Raw genomic sequence first — 20,511 nt, 5'->3', positions numbered from 1 at the left:
TCTGCTTATCAAATTCACTATACCCTCAAACTATGGATTTAGCCCTCCATTAAAGTTTACATATCCGGCGGGAGTGAAACGATTTCAAACCAATACTCGCATAAAGTCTTCATTACTTCAAGCAATCCTTCAAAAGTGACTGGTTTGGATATGAAAGAATTGGCTCCCAAGCGGTAGCAAAGCAAGATATCTCCTCTGCGGTGGGAAGTTGTGAGCATTACAACCGGAATGTGTTGCAAATGGGGGTCCGATCTGATCGAAGTTAGTGTTTCGCGCCCGTCCAGCCTCGGCATATTCAGATCCAAAAGTATCAAGTCTGGCTGATGCCAATTGCTGCTAGTAAAATATTGACCGCGACGGTACAAGTAGTCTAGCACTTGTTCTCCATTTTCCACAAATTCGCTCGTAATTCCTAATCGAACTTCTCGCAGTGCTTCTTCCATCAAAAAGCGCGTATCCTCGTCATCGTTTGCTATTAAAAGAGTAAATTTTTTCTTTTTATAATTCACGGCTTTGCCTCACTACGAACGTCTTTTGTGAGGTTGCGGGACTGTGAGCCGTGTCTGAGTACCTGCAAAGCATCTCTTGCCATCATCCGGTAAATCTGGCTGAGAACACTGAAATTGTGTTGCAGCAATTTACCGTTTTTCTCCATTTGCAAAGGTTTGCGAATCATGCTTGTTTCACTTGGCAGTCTGTCCGAGAAGCGGCAAACTGCAAACACATCACAAATCCTTGTCCGCCAACTACGAGGGAAACTACTGCATCCCAAAGCAAGATGCTCTGGATACAGTTGAAAAAAATTAACAAGTCTTGCGCGCACCGCTGATTTATAAGTTGTAGAAGGAGAGAGCTAATAGATATATATTGATAGATTTTTAGCTCGATGTCATCAGTGAATATGCTACACTTTATCAGCATTTTTGTAAAGAAAACATAAAGATATTTAAAGCTTAAGTAAAGGACAGGTGACTGCTTCAGGCGGACTGCTGACTTCACTTGGTTATAGGAATAGAAAAATAAAAAGTCGAGCCTTGATTGGGTTCTGATTCTACCCAAAGGCTGCCGCCGTGCCGATCGACAATTCTTTGACAAATCGCTAAACCGATACCAGTTCCCGAATACTGTTTTTGGGTGTGCAAGCGCTGAAAAATCTGAAAAATTCGCGGATGGTACTGTGAGGCAATCCCAATACCATTATCCTGCACTGAAAACACCCAGCTATCCCCCTGACGCGAAGCGTCCACATACACCACCGGCGCCTCACTGCTGCGGTACTTAATGGCGTTACCAATTAAATTTTGAAACAGTTGCAGCAGTTGAAAACAGTCACCTTTTACCCTGGGCAAATTCCCCCTAGTAACTGAAGCTTGATTCTCGCGGATAGCCAACTGCAAATTAGCACAAGCATCCTCAAAAACCCGATTGCAATCTATTATCTCAAAAGGTTTCTGACTGCGGCTGACCCGCGAATACTCCAGCAAGTCATCAATCAGCGCCTGCATCCGCTCGCAAGAATTAACAATATTGCGGATAAATTTATTCCCTTGGGCATCAAGTTGTTTGGGAAAGCGTTTTTCTAATAGTTGAGCGTAGCCGGCAATCGTGCTCAAAGGCGCTTGCAAATCGTGAGAAGCCACGTAAGCAAACTGTTCTAGTTCGGCATTAGAACGAGTTAATTCTTGAGCGTAGCGGGTTTGAGTGTCTAAACTCGCTTGCAGGAGTTCTTGTACCAGCTTGCGTTCGGAAATATCCTCGATCGCACAAATCAAATACTGCAGCGTCCCCTTGACATCGCGCATTGCCGAAACAGTAACATTTGCCCAGCGCACAGCTTCATCTTTGCATAGCAAACGCTTTTCCACAGAAAAAGTTTGAATCTTGCCGGATAACAGCGAGCGCAAGTATTCTCTGTCCGCTTCTCTGTCATCGGGGTGAGTAATTGCCTCCCAGTTTTGCTGTAACAATTCGGATTGTGCATAGCGGACAATTTGACAAAAGCCGGGATTTACCCGTATAAATTTACCGCAAAGCGCGGTTTTAGCTATGCCGACCGCAGCTTGCTCGAATATCGCTCGGAAGCGTTCTTCGCTGTCTCGTAGGGCAATTTCTGCTCGTTTACGCTCGGTAATATTACGAAATGTTACTGCCAGACCATCGTTTAATTTGACCGCCACAATGTGCAGCCAAACAATTGTATCTCGCTCCTGTTCGTAATAAAATTCTTTGTCTACAGTTTCTCCTGTTTCTACTACAGAAACATACAAATCAAATAAGCCGTTATTGCTAACTTGGGAAACTTGGGCTAACAAATTCTTACCAACTATCTCATTTAATAGGAAACCATAAAATTTTTCGGCAGCAGCGTTGATCAAGAGCCACTGGAAATCTACAATATTTCCCTCACTGTTGCGGACTGCAGAATAAGCCACCACACAGTCTAAGGAACTATTTAATATGCTAGCAAGCAGCGATTGCGACTGTTGCAGTTGATAATTTTGTTCTTTTAATTGCTGTTGCAGTTTTTGCAAGCCAACTTGCTTGTCGATGCGCGCTAAAACTTCTTCTACTTGAAATGGTTTAGTAATATAGTCGGCTCCTCCTACTCGAAAAGCTTGTAATTTATCGTTCATTTCATCTAATACACTTAAAAATATCACCGGAATTTGTTCGGTTTCCGGTGTCGCTTTCAGTCTCCGACAAACTTCATAACCGTTCATTTCCGGCATTCTAATGTCGAGCAAAATTAAATCGGGGCAATAGGCGATCGCAACATTCAACGCCAGTTGACCGCAAATAGCTCGGTAAACTTGATATCCCTGGGATGTTAGCAGTTTGGATAAGAACTGCAGATTGCTCGGTTGGTCATCAACCACCAATACTTTAATTTCGCTATTATCCATTTATTTTAAACTCGATTGAGTTAAATCCATGATCTTGTCGAGTCTGTAATCGGCAAGCAAATCTTTTAAAGCCTCAGCTAAAGTTGGATGACTTTCCCAGATGCGATCGACAAGTTGAATCGCCAGCTCTTCATTAACATCATTAGCTGCATCGTAGAGTTCCTGCACCCAGCTTTGAGGCATCTGAGCCAGCAGCCCTGCGAAAAATGAATCCGGTTTTTCGCTCACACAATAACGCGGTAAAGCCCCGGCTGGGAGGCGGGGCAACTCTTGATAAAGATAGCGCACTCCCAAGTAGCAAGCCATCTTATCAAACAGGATTTGTTCTTGAAAAGGTTTCCGCACAAAATCGTCGCAACCAGCAGCCATAATGTCGCCTTTTTTTTCCTCAAAAGTGCTAGCAGTCAGAGCAATAATTACAGTTCGCCACTGAGTTTGTTTCTCTTTACCTCTAATTTGTCGGACAGTTTCAAAACCGTCCATTACTGGCATTCGCGTATCCAGCCAAATTAAATGAGGCTGCCAACTTTCCCAAAGTTCAACCGCTTGGTAGCCATTTTCTGCTTCTCGGACTTCAAAACCAATTGGTTGCAACATTTTAACCAGCAGCCGCCGATTTTCTTGATTGTCGTCAACTGCTAAAATCCGATAAACCGGTTGATCTGCTTCTAGTCCGATCACCCGCTGCAATGTCGCCACTGTTATTTCAGACGAAATAGCCGCACATACTCGGATATTAAATTTAAAACTGGTTCCCTCACCTAAAACACTTTTTACCCAAATATCCCCGCCCATAATCTGCACGTATTTTTTAGTAATTGTCAAACCCAACCCCGTACCATCAGCCGCTTTTCTCCCCGCTTGTGTTTGCACGAAAGCATCAAATAAAGTATCAATTTCTGCTGTTGCTATGCCAATTCCCGTGTCTTCAACTTCAAACAAAATTAACAAGGGTTCGACTGAGATAGAGTTAGGATGACTTTCCGGTTCTGCAGGCTGCTGCGGCTGGTTGCTTTCCACGCTCACGCGCAGCCAAATACGACCCCCGTCGCGAGTAAATTTCATGGCATTTCCCAGCAGGTTAATTAAGCAGACGCGCAGTTTTTTTTCGTCAGCTTTTATATATTGCGGAACATTTGCCTGAACGGAAAATCTCAGTTGCATTTTTTTTGTTTCAGCTTTGATTTGAAACATTTCTTCGAGAGTGTCGAGGAGTTGATAAAGGTCAAAGCTGCGTTCATCTAAGCCAATTATCCCTGCTTCTATTTTCGACAAGTCTAAAACATCGTTAATTAGTTCCAGCAAATGTTGACCGCTGCGGTTAATAATTCGGAGATTTTCAAGATTTTCGTGGCTGAGCAAAGAGTCGCGGCTCATGACTTGGGTAAAACCCAGGATGGCGTTCAGGGGCGTCCGCAATTCGTGGCTCATGTTGGCAACGAATTGACTTTTTGCGAGCGATGCAGCGGCCGCTGCTTCTTCGGCCTTTTTGCGTTCTATTATTTCTTCTTGCAGTTCTTTATTGCGATCGAGCAATTGTTTTTTCAGTCTTTGGATAGTCAGTTGGTGTTCGATTCGCGCTAAAACTTCTGCTACATGAAACGGTTTTGTGACATAATCTACGCCTCCAACTTGAAAGGCGGTTACTTTGTCCAATACTTCATCTAAAGCGCTGATAAAAATAACAGGAATTTCTGATGTCTTCGGATCTGCCTTGAGCTGCGTGCAGACTTCGTAGCCGTCCATTTCCGGCATTTTGATGTCAAGCAAAATCAAATCGGGAGAACCAGAGCGCGCGGCTCTGATGGCCATTTTGCCGTTAATTACGCCGCGGACTTTGTAGCCCCGATCCGACAGCGTTGCTGATAAAACTTGCAAATTTTCTGGAGTATCGTCAACAATTAATATGTTGCCTTTATTTTCTTCTATTGTATTTGTGGTCATCGATTGCTATTTTTTGTTAATTTAATAATTGTTAATTTTAGGAAAACTGGTTAAATACTCATTATAGCACTCCCTCTTCAAGCAACTGTTTTGATATTTACAGAACTTACCGTAGTTGAGATTTGAGATTGGAGATTAAAGAATTGGGAATTACTGATGATTACCAGGGTGTGGAGCTTGGCTACAAGTAAATTACCCGATCGCCTGCGGGCGAGTTTACAAATAGGGGAGCGACCTAAACCATCAATAATCCTGAGCCTGCCCCTATCCCTTCTTCTGTCATCCTTCAACAATTTCTAAACTCCTCAATCAAATCGATAATCCGATCGCATCGGAAGTTATTCGCCAAATCGGCGATCGCGCTGCGGAAACTAGCATTAATAGAAGGAATCGACAACAAGAGCCGAAAAATCTCCTCGTTATCAACCGCATCCGCCGCCGAATACAATTCATCAATCCATTCAGCAGGCATAGCTTCCAAAAATGAAGTATTGAGCGTAAAAGCCAAATCAGCCGTTTCAGTTGCCATGGACACCTCGGCGGACACCGCAGCATCAGAACTTAGCGAAGCTTCTCGATCGTAAACATAGTGGACTCCCAGATGCTTAGCCATCTTTTCTAGAATCACTTGCTCCCGAAAAGGCTTCGCTACAAAATCATTGCAACCAGCAGACAAAATCAGCGATCGCTCCTCATCAAAAGCACTTGCAGTCAGAGCAATAATCACCGTTGCTTGACCTTTCAAATGCGCTTTAATCTGTTTAGTAGCTTCGTAACCGTCCATCACCGGCATCCGCATATCCATCCAAATCAAATGAGGTTCCCAACTCGACCACATTTCCACAGCTTGAACGCCATTTTCAGCTTCCTGCACCGCAAAGCCGAGCGATGTCAGCATTCTGACCAACAGCAAGCGGCTTTCCAGGCGATCGTCAACAGCTAAAATCCGGTATTCTGGCTGTCCGGGTTCAATACCCACCACTCGGCGAGCTGTTTGAGCCACCTGAATTTCCATTTCATTAGGGAGTGAAACTTTAACATCAAATTTAAAAATGCTGCCGCGACCGAGGGTGCTTGTTACCGTCATCTTCCCTCCCATTAACTGAACGAACTGTTTGCTGATTGGCAAGCCCAAACCGCTTCCTTCTTGAGCTTTTTTCCCGCTTTCTGTTTGCGCGAAAGGTTTAAACAAATTGTCCATTTCTTCTGCAGAAATTCCTGAACCCGTGTCTTGCACTTCAAAGAGCAAACAGCAATTCTCTCTTGGCGAAATATCGGAATAATTTTTATTTTTTAGCAGCTCATGTTTAATTCTCAAATTAACACCACCTTCCGCAGTAAATTTAATAGCATTTCCCACGACATTTATTAATACTTGTCGCAACTTGCTTTCGTCAGTTTCTATATATTGAGGTAGGTCGGGTCGGAAATCAAAAATTAACTGCAAGCCTTTTTTTTCGGCTTGCAGTTTCAGCATATTTTCAGTATTTTTTAGCATTTTGTGCAAGTCGAAGGTGCTGTTATTAAGTGTCACCAGCCCGACTTCAATTTTTGACATTTGTAGAATATTGTTGATCAGAACGAGCAAATGTTCCCCGCTCTGGCTAATAATTCCTAAGTATTGCTGTTGGTCGGCACCGAGGTTTGGGTCGCGGGCCAGCAGTTGGCTGAAACCGAGAATTGCGTTGAGGGGAGTCCGCAATTCGTGGCTCATATTCGAGAGAAATTCGCTTTTTGCCCTGTTGGCTCTGTCGGCTTCTTCTTTGGCTTTTTGCAGGACTATTTCAGCTTGTTTGCGTTCGGTAATATCGCTAGCAGTGCCTGTGGTGCCGATGATGTTTCCTTCAGCGTCCATGCGCGCGATCGCCTTGGTATTTACATCAATCTTTCGGCCGTCTTTTCCTAATACTATATTTTCGTACTGAAACACATTTTTTCCCGTCAGCAAGCGCTGCTGAAGTTCCCATTTCCAGTCTATTTCTCCGGGAGCCAAGAAATCGCTAAAAGAACAGCCGAGCATTTCTTCCGGCTCGTAACCGTATATTTGTTTAACTGCTTGGTTCACAAAAGTAATGTGTCCTTGAGCATTGCAAGACCAGATAATATCTTGGGAAGTTTCAACTAAATGACGGTATTTTTCTTCGCTCTCTGCTAGGGCTATTTCGGCCAGCTTGCGTGGGGTAATGTCCATCAAAGTTGTGAATAGTTTTGTCACTTGCCCTTGGTGGTTGACAACTACTTCTCCTCTGGCTTCTATGTAGCGGATGAAGCCGGCTTCACTTATTTGTGATGGGCAATTATCCGCAGCAATTTTTGGTTCCGGGCGCAGAATTCGATATTCCAAACTGTAAGATTGCCCGCTAGCAATAGCAGTGTCGATCGTTGTTTGCCACTTTTGTCGATCGTCCGGATGCACGTATTGCGAAAACTCAGTTAGTGTTGGCGCAGGCTGGGTTGGATCGAACCCAAAAATCCGAGATAACTCTTCCGACCAAGTAGTTGTGTTGGCAGAGAAATCGCATTCCCAATTACCGACACGGGCGATTCTTTGCGCTGCTGCTAAAGAAGCCGCTACAGCTCGGAGTTTTTCTTCGGCTAATTTGCGATCGCTAATATCTTGAATCACTGAAATCACGCAGGTTTCGCCATGAATGTCAATGATTTCTGCTGACAGCAGCCCGGTTCTGAGTTCCCCTGTTTTAGTGCGAAAATCAAATTCGTAGTTGAGAATAATTTGTTTTTCATCTAACATTTTAAACAACTCGGCGTGGGCTTGTATATTTTCCCAAAGATTCAAATCAAGCGCCGTGCGATCGAGGATTTCTGCGGCTGAATAACCGATGGTCTGGCAAAAAGCCTCATTAATTTCTAAATAACGACCGTCATTAAGTCTGGTAATAGTAATCGGGTTGGGAGAAGAACGAAAAGCTTTAGCAAACTTTTCCTCAGACAAGCGCAGTTGTGCAGTCCGCTCCTCGACTAAAGTTTCCAATTCTTGATTCAGCTTTTGGAGTTGAGAATTTTGTACCGCTAATTGCTTCTCCCTAAAATAGCTGTTAATCGCTTCTTTTACCGTCAACTTCAAATCTTCTGACTGCCAAGGTTTCGATATGTATCGGTACAATTTAGCATATTTAATAGTATTCGCCACTGCTTCTAGGTCTGCTTGCCCCGTCAGCATAATTTTGATAGTTTTTGGCAAAATTCTGTGAATCTGCTTCAGCAATTCGTCCCCTTTGATATTCGGCATCAGATAGTCGGAAATCACGGCTACGATTTCGCTGCCCTCAGCCAGTAATTCCTCTATTAACTCTAAAGCATCTTCGCCGCCTTCAGCGGTTTCTAATAAGTGTTCTTCCCCCAGGGTTTTTTTTAACTCAATTTTCAAACTTTCAAGAATTATCGGTTCGTCATCCACGCAAATAATCACAGGTTTATTGTTCATATTTTTGTCAAACCCGATTTTATAGTTTCTACTAATTCTTGGCGCTCCCACGGCTTGTACAAACAACGGTGCAAGTTTGCTTGCTCCTTTACCCGTGCTATTGCTACTTCGTCGGCTTGCCCGGTCAGCATGACTTTCACAATTTTGGGATATTTTTGGTGAACCATAATCAAAAAATCATCTCCTTTAATACCTGGCATTAACCAGTCAGATACTATGACCAAAATATCACTTTCATCTTCTTTTTGAATTTCCTCGATAATTTCCAGAGCTTCATCTGCATTTTCTGCTACTTCATAGAGGTAAGCATCCCCAAATTCTTTTTTAAGTTGAATTTTTAAACTATTTAACACTACAACTTCATCGTCAACGCACAAAATTACTGGTTTAGGCATAAAAATTTACTTCTATTAAACTTTAAAATTTGGGGTATTTACCTCTTTTTTTAATTGCTATCAAAGGATTCCGATGGGCAAGGATATAGTAAATTTTGTTTGACCAGGCACGCTTTCTACTTGCAGTTCACCTTGGTGTTTTTCCAGAATTTTTTTAACTATATCTAATCCCAAACCACTGCCTTCCCCTGGAGGTTTAGTTGTGAAAAACGGCTCAAAAATTCTCGGCATAATCTCTGGGGGAATGCCTGGACCACTGTCGGTAATACTGACTGATATTGCGTTCGCTTGGTGTTTGACATCAATTTTTAACACTCCTTTGTTGCCCATCGCTTGTAAAGCATTGTGAACCAAATTTGTCCAAACTTGATTGAGTTCATCAGGATAGCATAGCACAGAGGGCAAATTAGTACCATAGTTTCTGACTACTTCCACACCGTGTTTGATTTGGTAGTGGTAAAGCGTTAAAACAGTATCAATACCCTCGGTAATATTAGCGATTACTTTAGAACCCGACTGGTCGTAGCGAGAGTAGCTTTTCAAAGCAAAAACGATTTTGGCTGCCCTATCCGTAGCCGTAGCAATATTTTTAGTGCTTTTTTGTACCGTAGCAAATTGGTAGGCAGTTTGTACAATATTTCGACTTTGGCTGTCTTTCAACAAAGGCAAAAAACGTTCTACATTATTGCCGATGCCGATATCTAATAAAGTACAGGCAAGACTGGCGGCGTCGTCAATGTTTTCTGATTCTAATTGCCCCTGCAAAAGTTTTTTTAACTGACGTTTTTCTTTACTAGATAATGTATCTGTTTCTTGGCTGGACTTGTGTAGCAAAGCAAAGAAATCCTCCCGCCGTTCCGGGGATAGTTCTTGAAAAAATATCGGCAACTGCTGCAATTGTTCGGTCAAGAAGTCGGCGATGTTCTGCACCGAAGAGCGAATCGCCCCTAAAGGAGAATTGATTTCATGAGCAACTCCAGCAATTAACTGTCCGAGGGCTGCCATTTTTTCGGATTGAATGAGTTCTTTTTGAGTCCGCTTCAGTTCTTCTAAGGTATGAGATAACTCTGCATTTTTTTGGCCCAGCGCTGACTCGGCTATTTTGCGGGCGTTGATGTTGCGGGCAACCCAAATGACTGCATCTTTTGAGAACAGAGAAATGCAGGCGGAAAACCAAATTTCGCGGTCACAAACTGTTAAGCTGTAGTCAAAATTGAGAGTTTGTTGTGTTTCTAACACTTGCTGAACTAACACCCACCAATCATCCGGGTTGTCGTCGTCAAAAAAATGTTCTATGGTCAAGCTGACTATATCACAATCAGGCTCAGAAGCCGCTGCCACATTCGTTGGCAAAACTTCTATGTTCCGCTGACTGTCTAGCACGAGAACGATGTCGGTCATCGCTTCAAAAACGGCGCGGACTTTCCTTTCAGAAAAGTGCAATTTTTCTTCGAGCAATTTTCTACCGCTAATTTGTTGCTGCAATTCTTCGTTACTGGCTGCTAGTTGAACCGTGCGGTCTAGAACTCGCTGTTCGAGTTCCGTGTTGAGGCGGCGAACTTCAGATTCAGCGGTGGTGCGGTCTTCTATTTCCTTTTTTAACTGATTGTTGGCATTAATTAATTCTAAAGTTCGCTGTTTGATTTGTTCTTCCAAATTATCATTTAAGATTCGCAATTTTTCCTCGACTTCTGTTCTCCGCAACGCTTCTTTTTGCAATTCTTCGTTCATTTTGTTCAACTCCTGAATTTTGTCGGCAACTGTTTCCTGCAAAAGCTCGACATTTGCGTGCATTTCTACCGGATCTAAGGCCTGCAGCAGGCTAATTTCAGTCACAATTCCGGCTAAATATCCTTCCTCGTCCACCACCACCAAGCGCCGGATGCCGTGCTGCTGCATTAACTGGTGAGCCTGCCACAAGGTGGCTTTTACCTGCAACGGTATCAGCGGAAAACTCATGGCGGCAGTGACGGGAGTACGTGCGAAATCTAGTCCAGAAGCTTGGAATTTAACAATGTCGCGTTCTGTAATTATGCCCACAGGTTTTTGATTTTTGTTGTCGCTGTCAGTGCAAATGACTATGCAGCTTTTCCGCTGGGTTCTCATCTGTTTTGCGACTTCTAAAACGGAGGCGCTGCTTGAAGTAACTATTAATTGTGCAGTCATAATTTCTTCGGCGCGCCACATTTTCAGCAAGTCTGCCGGCTTGAGGATTTGACGGATGCTTTCGGAGGTGATAGCGCCTAGCAAGTTGCCACCTTCGTCTGTGAGGGGCAAATGACGGATTCTTTTCGATCGCAATATGCTCAATACCTTGAAGATATTCCCCGCTTTATCGAGGGAAATGGTGATCGGGTTTTCAGTCATTACCTCAGAAATTGCCACCCCTGCTAGCGGTATTTCGCTAGCAGTTATTTTCACCACATCGCCCTCTGTAAAAATTCCAAGCAATTGCTGCTCAAACGCGATTAAAATGCAACTGGCTCTCGCCTCAGTCATGGCAGCAATTGCGACTTTCAAGGGTGTGTCTGGAGGCACCACCGGGGGTTTGGGGTCGATCGCCTGTTCTAGCAAGCTTTGGGTATCAGAAGCTGTTGTTGACATGGGCAAATCAAGGGGGATAGATGCAGGCGGAACCGGCACTTAATACCATTTTAGATTTCCGATTTTACAGTCGCGGTACGCTCACCGCAATCCTGGTTTGACATGGGTCTAGAGTTGCATTTTTAGTCGCGCATTGGTAGGGTTTTTGGTACGATCGCGCTAAACGGCGATCGGAATTGACACAATACACGTCCTTTGACAGGTAACTGATGTTACTTCTATTTTACCCAAATGTTTTTCCACACTTTTTTTAACACTCTCCAGTCCCAACCCGCTGCCTTCGTCGGCGGGTTTTGTGATAAATAACTGCTCAAATATTCGTGACTAAATTCCCCGAGAATTCAGTTGCCACTGACGAGCAGGCTCTGATTTTCTGCTCTCACCTCTACTTTTAAAACTCGGCAATTCTCTATAGATTGTAAAGCATTGTGCATCATATTTTTTATCCAAACTTGTTTGATTTTGTCTGGTTCAGACAACAATTTAGGCAGTCGATTTTAATAATTTATGACAACTTCTACTCTGTGTTTTAGTTTCTTTGATTGAGACTTAATAAAATTTTAATGAACCAGTAATATTGGCAAGTGTTTTTTTACATTTATAAAATATTATATTTTTATTAACTTAAAAATTACTTTGGTGGCTCTCTCTAGCAAATTATCTTCTTGGGAAGCTGTGAATAAATGGCAGAGACTATCTTCCTGACTCAGCAAGTTAAGCACCCTTTGATGAAATATTTGATGGCAGTGCAAGTTTATGGATGCCTTTAGTTGAGCAAGCAGGTTGCTAGATTCAGAAATTTCGTGTTTTATTTCTGTAATTTCTTGCCCTACAAAATAGGAATATTGAGATTTTTTGCACAATAACCGACCACTTCAAACTCAGCGTTTTTGAGAGCACTTTAATAGCTTTCTCGGAATATTGGCCGGGTTTCCCTGACATGAAACTTCCTGTGAGCGATACAAGCTGCTACTAAATATAATATCCTGTCTCAGAGGCTGTGGGCATTGAACATCGATAACTGTAGCTACGTGTTGCAGTAACTAGCAGCCCAGAAAATCATGGTACCCGCAATTGTAAATAATAACCCTGCCTTTGCGCGCAAGCATTCAAGGCAGGGTTATTATTGAGTATTCCGAATTCTCAAGGGTGAAGCGAGGACGCTGCTGCCGACTTCGGCTGCCCAGCAGTGCACTACTCGCCCAATCGAGTGATTTTAGCGCTGCGTTCGGCCAACATCAGCAGTACATAAATAGTCATTACATAGCCGGCGGCCAGAATGGGAATAATTAGAGGAATATCGCGATAAATCATAATTAGAACCAAAAGTCAAGGACGAGGAGGAGCAGGACAAGTTCAAGACCTACTACATTAAGTCAGTACGCAAGACCATGCCTTGGTTCTGAAGGCTGTTTTTCCATATCAAGCCTGCGGGAACATTTAGGCGTTCCCGGTCATCTATAATGATTTACTGCTTTACAGATGCTTAAACAGCCTAAAACCATCCACTTTAGCTGCTTTGAGCTACCGTGCACATAAGATGCGCTACTCTTAACTTCTGAAAACTTTTAGCCGCGAGGAACTAAAAATCTGTCCCAGAAATTTTGGCTGCGATCGACTAACAAGGCTGGCTCTACGAAACTTTTACAGGCACCTAAAAGCTACCTGCCAGTCTGGCTGTACTTAATGTATAGAATTGTTTAAATCCTTAATACCCATAATAACACAGGGTTTCTGGGATTTAGAGATTTTTGGGCAGTGTCCTTAACAATTCGATACAATAGGGGCAACCCCTCTGGCAGCCGGCTACTCACCTCTGGCAGCCGGGTAACTCCCATCGGGTGGCAGATGACAAATAACTGCCGATCGCCTAGATTTTTCTTTTCTATTGCAGAGAATTACCTTAAAATAAAGATATGATTTGTAAAATTTTGTTACTTTACGGCTTGAGTCGGCGTATCCATGATCTCTAGCACTCTCCTATTTTCCTCGGTTGAAGAAGACCTGCGACTGTTGACAGAAAACTTAAAACAGTTAGTGGGTGCCCGTCATCCCATCTTGTACGCGGCTGCAGAATACTTATTCGGCACAAAGGGAAAACGAGTGAGACCCGCAATCGTTCTGTTGATGGCCAAGGCGACTATGCCCGATCGGGAAATCACGGAAAAACACCGCCGGCTCGCTGAAATCACGGAAATGATCCATACAGCTAGTCTCGTGCACGACGACGTGGTGGACGAGTCGGATCTGCGGCGGGGAGTGCCGACGGTTCACAGTCGGTTTAACAACCGAGTGGCAGTATTGGCGGGAGATTTTCTGTTTGCTCAATCTTCCTGGCATTTGGCAAATCTCGACAACCTGCCAGTAGTCAAACTGCTTTCAGAAGTGATTATGGATTTAGCTGAGGGGGAAATTCAACAGGGACTCAATGGATTTGACACCAGCTTGTCGATCGAAGCGTACCTAGAAAAAAGTTATTACAAAACAGCGTCTTTAATTGCCAACAGTTCCAAAGCAGCGGGCTGTTTGAGCGAGGTTTCAGCGGAAATAGCAGACGATTTGTACAACTACGGTCGCAACATTGGTTTGGCATTCCAAATAGTAGATGATATATTAGATTTCACCGCTTCAACGGAAACTTTGGGGAAACCGGCAGGCTCGGATCTCAGAAGCGGTAATCTGACCGCACCAGCACTATTTGCCCTAGAAGAAAAGCCTTACTTGGAAGTTCTCATAGAACGCGAATTTGCCCAAGAAGGAGATATAGAGCAGGCCCTGGCACTTGTAGAAGATTCTAAAGGCATAGAGCGATCGCGAGAACTAGCCACAAATCACGCACAGAAAGCCGTCGAATACTTAGCTGCGCTGCCTCATTCAGAGTCCCGTCAAGCTTTGATTGATTTGGCTGAATACGTTTTGAGTAGACTTTATTAGAGGTTAAAAAGTTACATTTTATTGGTAATGGGGAATTGGTAATGCGTAATTCCCAATTCCTAATGCCCTGTTACCAATAAATAGAAAATTGAGTTGTTTAGGCAATATCCGGCGGTGGAGCCGATCGATACTGTTGCAAGTAAACGTTAATTAAGCTCTGTATTTGCTCGCGAGGGATTTCCGTCCCGACTTCCTGATTGCCGGGACTTTCAAAAAAAACAATGCTGTCAAGACCTTCAAGAGCTATCATCTGAAATAAAATGTGAGTGACAGGCAAAAGCACCGGTCTGAGGCGATCGCCCCCAGCAGCCGCAGCCTGCGACGCATCTTTAAGACTGTTCCAAGCATAAATCACCCTCTTCTCCCGTCCCGGTTGCTTGAGATTGCTCAAAACCACGATCGCCCAACTTTGGTCTACCGCTTGCAGGATCGAGTATTCGAGGTGCTGTAGCTGTTGGGCAATTAACACCAGTGCCGGGGTGATCGCCTTTAAGATTTGTGGCGTCGAACCGTCGGGCGGAGCTTTTTCGATCAATGCTTGAATCTGTTGGTCTAAATCCATCAGTCAGTTCTTTGATATCTAAAATTAAAAATTTCAGGTTAGCAGGTCCGCATCCAAGTATATATTACCCAGCACTCCCCTATTAAAGATAAGCTGACACCCATCTAAATTTAATATTTAGCACCCTAGAGTCCTTGTAGCGAGCATTGGGGCAAAAAAATTAAGTGCGTAACAGCTTACACAATGTCATCCAAAAAGTCTAACCATAGGGTGCTGAGCGCTAGCGCTGTCAAGGTGTGTTAAATCTGAGCCCGATAAAAAGCCGAAAACGGCTATTTCACGTTCGGATTTTTCACACTTAAAGCAATAAAAACTGCTTGGGGGAGCTGGGTTTCAAAATCAAAACGCCCAAAGTTAGTAACTTCGTTGTTTACTGAGTCCACCGGTGCTTGCGGCGCACTCTACAAACTCAACCTCGGTGCCGCATAGCACCCTACACCTACAAACTACTACATTTCAAACGTTTGAGGGACTTTTAGCCCAAGCTTTTGAGCCACTCAAGAGCGAGCTGACTATCAGCACCCAGCCCGCTCATGAGTGCAATCTACGTGTTTGGGTCCTTGTAGCCGTTGGGTATTGGCAATAGATATTATTTATTACGAGTAGTTTATTTGAGGAAGAAGATTTATCGATCGCCCGTTATGACATTTCAAGCCTTTGGGGGCATTCTCCACCACTCATGAGCGGGCTGGGTGCTGATGGCGCACCTTACGCCAGATGGCGACTCAAAGAATTTATTGGCCCTACTCCTCTATATCTATTGTTCATATTTATAGTTGGTCGATCGTCCTTGACGCTACCCCTGCCTGCCGCTGCACCTCGGCCTCATCAGCTACAACCCTAAGTTTTTCGTTTTTAACAGCCCCAGAGTTACCTCAAATGTAACGAAATATTACAACCTGACGCTAAAGCAGCATAGAGGCTTGACAGCAAAGAATTAAGCGGCTAATCTGATATACATACCCGGGTAAGTCAATTCACTGTCATATGCAAGAAAAGCAAAAAGTTACATTGTATCTTCCACCAGAACTGCATCGCCAGCTCAAAATCCGAGCCGCAGTCGAAACTGAACCGATGTCATCAATTGCAGAAAGGGCAATTGTCTTCTACCTAGGAAATCCCGAACTGGTTGACGAAGTAGAAGCCTCCTACGGACAAACCCATCGGGTATACAACTGTCCAGAATGCACGAGTTCAGTAGTAATGCGAGATGGAGAACTGGCATCCGTAACAAGTCAGCCGAGCGTATTGGCTGAACAGGATATTCCAGTAAAGCAGGTGTCGGGCGTCAGCGCGAGCACGGCCAAACCGGGAGAGGAAGAATTGGTTCCCTGCTAAGAATGCCTTGCTTCCCCAAAAAGCTAAAACTGCAATTTTCAGTAAGAGGGCGAAGGGCAGCATTGAGATTCAGCAAAGATAGCACCGTCTCTAGTGGGTCGAGGACTATGCAAGAAGAGATCAGTATTCTAATCCAAGCTCAATATCCTCTGATCTACCTCGTGACATCCGAGGAAGAGCGGTGTGAGCAAGCAATTTCGACAATAGCTCAAGCAAAACCACAGCGACGAGTATTTATCTGGACTGTAACTCACGGCATTGTGGAGTATGGTCAACCCCGCACCACCACCCAACACAACACCGTCTCGCCAGAGGCAGCAATTGAATGGGTGATCAGGCAGCGAGAACCCAACACTAACGCTAGCATCTACATTTTCAAAGATTTGCATCCTTTTATAGATTCTCCTCCGGTAACGAGGTGGTTGCGCGATGCGATAGCCAACTTCAAAGGAACGCAAAAGACAATTATACTGATGTCTCCTTTGCAGCAAATTCCGATCGAGCTAGAAAAGGAAGTAGTGGTATTAGACTTCGCGTTGCCAGACATGAAGGAACTAAACCAAGTATTGTCTGGTCAGTTGGAGCAAACGAAATCGCGACGCATTACCACAGAAGCGCGAGAAAAACTTTTAAAAGCAGCCTTGGGATTGACCAAAGACGAAGCTGAAAAAGTTTATCGTAAAGCCCAAGTTTCGACTGGGCGCCTCACAGAAGAAGAAGTAGACATAGTTCTTTCGGAGAAAAAGCAATTAATTCGGCGCAACGGCATTCTAGAGTTCATTGAAGAAGACGAAACCCTAGATGCAGTCGGCGGTTTAGAAGAGCTGAAGCGGTGGCTGAGACAGCGTTCCAACGCCTTTACAGAAAGGGCGAGAGAATACGGTCTGCCCCAACCAAAAGGGATGTTAATTCTCGGCGTACCGGGATGCGGAAAATCGCTGATTGCCAAGACCACCTCCCGCCTCTGGGGACTGCCCCTGCTGAGGCTAGATATGGGTAGAGTCTACGACGGCTCGATGGTGGGTCGCTCGGAAGCAAACCTCCGCAATGCCCTCAAAACCGCAGAATCCATCTCTCCAGCGCTCCTCTTCATCGACGAACTAGACAAAGCCTTTGCAGGAGGCACTGGTTCGGCCGACTCAGACGGAGGCACATCCAGCCGGATTTTCGGTTCCTTCCTCACTTGGATGCAAGAAAAGACTTCCCCAGTCTTCGTAATGGCAACAGCCAACCGAATCGAGCGGTTGCCGGGAGAATTCTTGAGGAAAGGCCGATTCGACGAACTCTTCTTTGTTGATCTGCCTACCAAAGAAGAACGCCAAGATATATTTAAGATTCACCTGTCTAAGCGGCGTCGGGAAATTACTCGCTTCGATTTAGAGCAACTTTCCAATGTTTCCGAGGGCTTTTCAGGTGCAGAGATTGAGCAAGCGCTAGTAGCCGCAATGTACGAAGCCTTCGCTCAAGATCGAGAGTTTACGCAGCTAGACATCATCGCGGCCATTAAATCCACAATGCCACTGTCTAAAACAATGACCGAACAGGTCACCGCCCTGCGAGATTGGGCTAGACAGCGTGCACGGCCCGCTGCGTCTTCCGTCGCTGAATACCAGCGAATGGAATTCTAAAAGCTTTCTCCTGGTCCAAACAGGAGCAAAGGCTAGCAACAGCTAGCAGTTCGATTGAAGAGCCGCCAAGCGGCACCGTTAAATCCAGACCGTTGTTGTTTCTCTCTCAGTTGTATTAGGAGGAAATCCAATGTCTCACTTTAGCACACTGCGTACCAAAATCACCGATGCCGAAATCCTGAAAGCTTCCCTGCGCGACTTGGGCATTTCAGTCAAGTCAGAAGCTGATGTTCGTGGCTATAACGGTCAGCGCGTTCGCTCCGACATCGTAGCGATTCTGGAAGGCGAATATGACCTGGGTTGGTCTCGCAATAGCGATGGTTCTTTTGACCTGATTGCCGACCTCTGGGGCGTCGCCAAAAAACACAATCAAACTGAGTTAATCAACTCCATTAACCAGAAGTACGCAGTTAACAAGACCTTGGCCGCAGTCAAGCAGCGCGGTTTGCAAAATGCCAACGTTAAGCTGGTAGTGCAAAACTAATTGATCTGCAAGTTTCCAAGCTCGCGGGTTAACCAAACAAACGGGTTAACCCGTTTTTAGATCGCTAGGATGTAGAGGGGGGTCTTTGGACCGCCACATACTTTTTTAGCACCCCCAAGCAGCAGCTTTCAGGTTGAAAGCTGCTGCTTTATGCTTTAATGGTCGGCTACCTAATGCTTCGGGCAATCGTCGATCGTTTCTTGATAAATTTCAAGTATTCGATCGACTTTGCGTTCCCAGTCAAAATGCTGCCGGACCCGCTCCCGTCCAGCGCTACCCATACTCTGCCGCAACTCCGCCGACAGGGTGAGCTTCAGCATCGCATCAGTCAGTCCCTTCACAAAGGCTTCTTTAGAAGCTGGTTCTACTAAAATACCGCAAGTGGAATTTAGATAATCCGCTGGGCCGCCCCAGTTCGTTGCTATGACCGGCAAGCCCACTGCCATTGCTTCCAGAACTACGGATCCCCCCGGCTCTCGCAAACTCGGGAAAACCATTGCATGAGCTTGTTGCATTTTGAGAGCGCACTCCTCCTGAGACAGCCAGCCACTAAATACAACGCTGCTGTCGATGCCTAAACGAGCTGTTTGAGCTTCGAGTTCCCCTCGGATGTGCCCATCACCGATGATTTCCAATACTGCATCGGTTTGAGCGGCGACGGGCGCGAAGGCTTCTAGCAGCAAGTCTACAGCTTTCCAGTCGATCAGTCGGCCTAAAAAAATAAAATGAACCTGCCCGGTCGCGGCTCTTGATAAGCTAGAGTCCGCTCGCCACACCGAGAAATCCACGCCGTTTTCCACAAGTTCAATAATTTTACCCTGCACCCCAGATGCAAGTGCCTGCTTCGTGCGATCGTTTGCCACTAACAGCGTCTCGGCTTTGATTTTACCGGGCAAAAGACGATTGAAGAAATCGACGCACTGGTGACAGATCGCGATTAAAAGATCGATGGTCGGATTTTGGCGCGCTCGAAAGGCCAGAGGAAATTTAAGCGACGTGTTCATCGGTCCGATAACTACCGGCACCCCCAATCCGAACATCAACGAAGGAACTGTTGCCGAGACTGGTGTCGGTTCGTGTACAATATCAATCTGGTGTTCGCTCACGAGCCGGCGGACAATACGACGCTGTAGCACTTGGGTGTACAGGTGACTGAGCAGCCCAAAAGTAAATTCATTCACTCTTGCAGGGATAAATCCCCCGCAATTGTTAAGCAGCCGGTGCAGCCAAGTGTCGGATACAAAGTGCATTCGATCGCGGTCTTCTGGAAACAGCCCTGTGAGTTCTGCTTGGGTGCGCGCGTGCACTACTAACCATGTCTCTATTTGGCGCGATCGAAGTATCCTGAAGTAGTTGACCGGCAGCAATGACTCGCCGCCGAATTTAGTTGAGGCGTTCTGAGCAACAATTAAAAGTCGCGGTAGTCCTAAAGAGGAAAGGGTGAGAGAATGGAAGTGCTGTGACTCTAATGTTGTTTGTCTGCATGTCTACCGCTCTGCCTATCTGTCCGAATTGTCAGTCTGACGCTGTGATGAAAAACGGTCGAACTCGGCATCAGAAGCAAAATTACAAATGTCGAGACTGTGGACGGCAATTTGTCGAAGATCCGCAGTGGCGGATGATTAGCGAGGAAACTAAAGGCATCATTGACCGATTGCTCTTGGAGAAGTTGTCGCTGGCAGGAATTGCCCGTGCCTTGGAGATATCAGAACTGTGGGTGCAACAATACGTTAATGCGAAATACCAACAGGTAGAGCAGGAGGTGCAAGTGCGCCCAAAGCCAAAACGCCGTCTGACGGTGCAGATGGATGAATTGTGGTCATTTGTCGGCAACAGAGGCAACAAGCAGTGGGTGTGGCTTGCCCTCGATGCCCAAACCCGTGAGATCGTCGGGGTGCACATCGGCAACCTCCGTTCCGGATCAGCACAAGCTGGCGTTGCAGTCGATGCCCCCCCCGGTTTACCGCCCATGTGCCGTAGTCTACAGCGATTTCTGGTCAGCCTATGCGGAGGTCTTACCCAGCAAACGGCATTATGCAGTGGGCAAAGAAACAGGAAAAACCAGCTACATTGAACGCTTCAATTGCACCTTGCGTCAGCGCGTGTCGCGTCTGGTTCGTAAAAGCTTGTCGTTCTCAAAGAAGTTAGAGAATCACATTGGAGCAATTTGGTTATTCATATCATGTCCGGTCGATTGACCATGATATAATTAGGAGGAACACTACCCCCATCAAATAAAGAATGCCAAAACGAATTACGATCGCACCTCATCTG

The 20,511-nt window shown here is 45.1% G+C and carries 14 protein-coding genes; 5 read left to right on the top strand and 9 right to left on the bottom strand.

Annotated elements, in window-relative coordinates; translation table 11 throughout:
* Positions 1-56: 56 nt before the first annotated feature.
* The 7 genes from QUA47_RS24480 to QUA47_RS24450 form a co-directional block, all read right to left on the bottom strand.
* Positions 57-509, bottom strand: coding sequence for a response regulator (locus tag QUA47_RS24480; protein ID WP_333281097.1), 453 nt, complete (start codon positions 507-509; stop codon positions 57-59).
* A complete protein-coding gene (locus QUA47_RS24475) occupies positions 506-676 on the bottom strand; it encodes a hypothetical protein (protein ID WP_333281100.1) in 171 nt (56 codons plus the stop codon). Before QUA47_RS24475 ends, QUA47_RS24480 begins: the two co-directional genes overlap by 4 nt.
* A gap of 319 nt (positions 677-995) precedes the next feature.
* Complete coding sequence (locus QUA47_RS24470; RefSeq protein ID WP_333432670.1) at positions 996-2,903, bottom strand: PAS domain S-box protein; 1,908 nt, start codon at positions 2,901-2,903, stop codon at positions 996-998.
* Positions 2,904-4,847, bottom strand: a complete 1,944-nt coding sequence (locus tag QUA47_RS24465) for a response regulator (protein ID WP_333432669.1) — start codon at positions 4,845-4,847, stop codon at positions 2,904-2,906.
* Positions 4,848-5,133: 286 nt separating this feature from the next.
* Complete coding sequence (locus QUA47_RS24460; protein ID WP_333432668.1) at positions 5,134-8,292, bottom strand: PAS domain S-box protein; 3,159 nt, start codon at positions 8,290-8,292, stop codon at positions 5,134-5,136.
* Positions 8,289-8,687, bottom strand: a complete 399-nt coding sequence (locus QUA47_RS24455; RefSeq protein ID WP_190658413.1) for a response regulator — start codon at positions 8,685-8,687, stop codon at positions 8,289-8,291. Before QUA47_RS24455 ends, QUA47_RS24460 begins: the two co-directional genes overlap by 4 nt.
* A 60-nt stretch (positions 8,688-8,747) precedes the next feature.
* The gene (locus QUA47_RS24450) at positions 8,748-11,291 is read right to left on the bottom strand and encodes a CBS domain-containing protein (RefSeq protein WP_333432667.1); all 2,544 of its coding nucleotides are present in this window, start codon (positions 11,289-11,291) and stop codon (positions 8,748-8,750) included.
* A gap of 1,962 nt (positions 11,292-13,253) precedes the next feature.
* Here QUA47_RS24450 and sds point away from each other — a divergent pair.
* Entirely contained in the window at positions 13,254-14,225 is a 972-nt protein-coding gene (gene sds / locus QUA47_RS24445) for a solanesyl diphosphate synthase (protein ID WP_190658411.1), read from the top strand.
* 97 nt (positions 14,226-14,322) lie between these two features.
* Here sds and QUA47_RS24440 read toward each other — a convergent pair whose 3' ends face one another.
* Positions 14,323-14,787 (bottom strand): hypothetical protein, encoded by a 465-nt coding sequence (locus QUA47_RS24440; protein ID WP_333432666.1) that lies wholly within the window; start codon positions 14,785-14,787, stop codon positions 14,323-14,325.
* A 987-nt stretch (positions 14,788-15,774) separates the two neighbouring features.
* Here QUA47_RS24440 and QUA47_RS24435 point away from each other — a divergent pair.
* The 3 genes from QUA47_RS24435 (at position 15,775) to QUA47_RS24425 (ending at position 18,237) form a co-directional block, all read left to right on the top strand.
* On the top strand, positions 15,775-16,125 hold the full coding sequence (locus QUA47_RS24435) for a hypothetical protein (protein ID WP_333432665.1): 351 nt from the start codon (positions 15,775-15,777) through the stop codon (positions 16,123-16,125).
* Positions 16,126-16,232: 107 nt separating this feature from the next.
* On the top strand, positions 16,233-17,753 hold the full coding sequence (gene ycf46, locus QUA47_RS24430) for a stress-responsive protein Ycf46 (protein WP_190658409.1): 1,521 nt from the start codon (positions 16,233-16,235) through the stop codon (positions 17,751-17,753).
* Positions 17,754-17,883: 130 nt separating this feature from the next.
* Entirely contained in the window at positions 17,884-18,237 is a 354-nt protein-coding gene (locus tag QUA47_RS24425; RefSeq protein WP_006635781.1) for a DUF1257 domain-containing protein, read from the top strand.
* 170 nt (positions 18,238-18,407) lie between these two features.
* Here QUA47_RS24425 and QUA47_RS24420 read toward each other — a convergent pair whose 3' ends face one another.
* On the bottom strand, positions 18,408-19,604 hold the full coding sequence (locus QUA47_RS24420; RefSeq protein ID WP_333432664.1) for a glycosyltransferase family 4 protein: 1,197 nt from the start codon (positions 19,602-19,604) through the stop codon (positions 18,408-18,410).
* A gap of 116 nt (positions 19,605-19,720) precedes the next feature.
* Between QUA47_RS24420 and QUA47_RS24415 the strand changes: the two genes are divergently transcribed.
* A protein-coding gene (locus QUA47_RS24415; RefSeq protein ID WP_445302546.1) for an IS1 family transposase occupies positions 19,721-20,435 on the top strand; the annotation gives its coding sequence in 2 pieces (ribosomal slippage) (positions 19,721-20,164 and positions 20,166-20,435; 714 coding nt in all).
* Positions 20,436-20,511: the final 76 nt, after the last annotated feature.

It is taken from the genome of Microcoleus sp. MON2_D5 (genome assembly GCF_036701905.1).
Taxonomy (GTDB): domain Bacteria; phylum Cyanobacteriota; class Cyanobacteriia; order Cyanobacteriales; family Microcoleaceae; genus Microcoleus.
The sequence above is the reverse complement of the archived record's forward strand: the minus strand, read 5'-3'. Positions and strand labels throughout refer to the sequence as shown.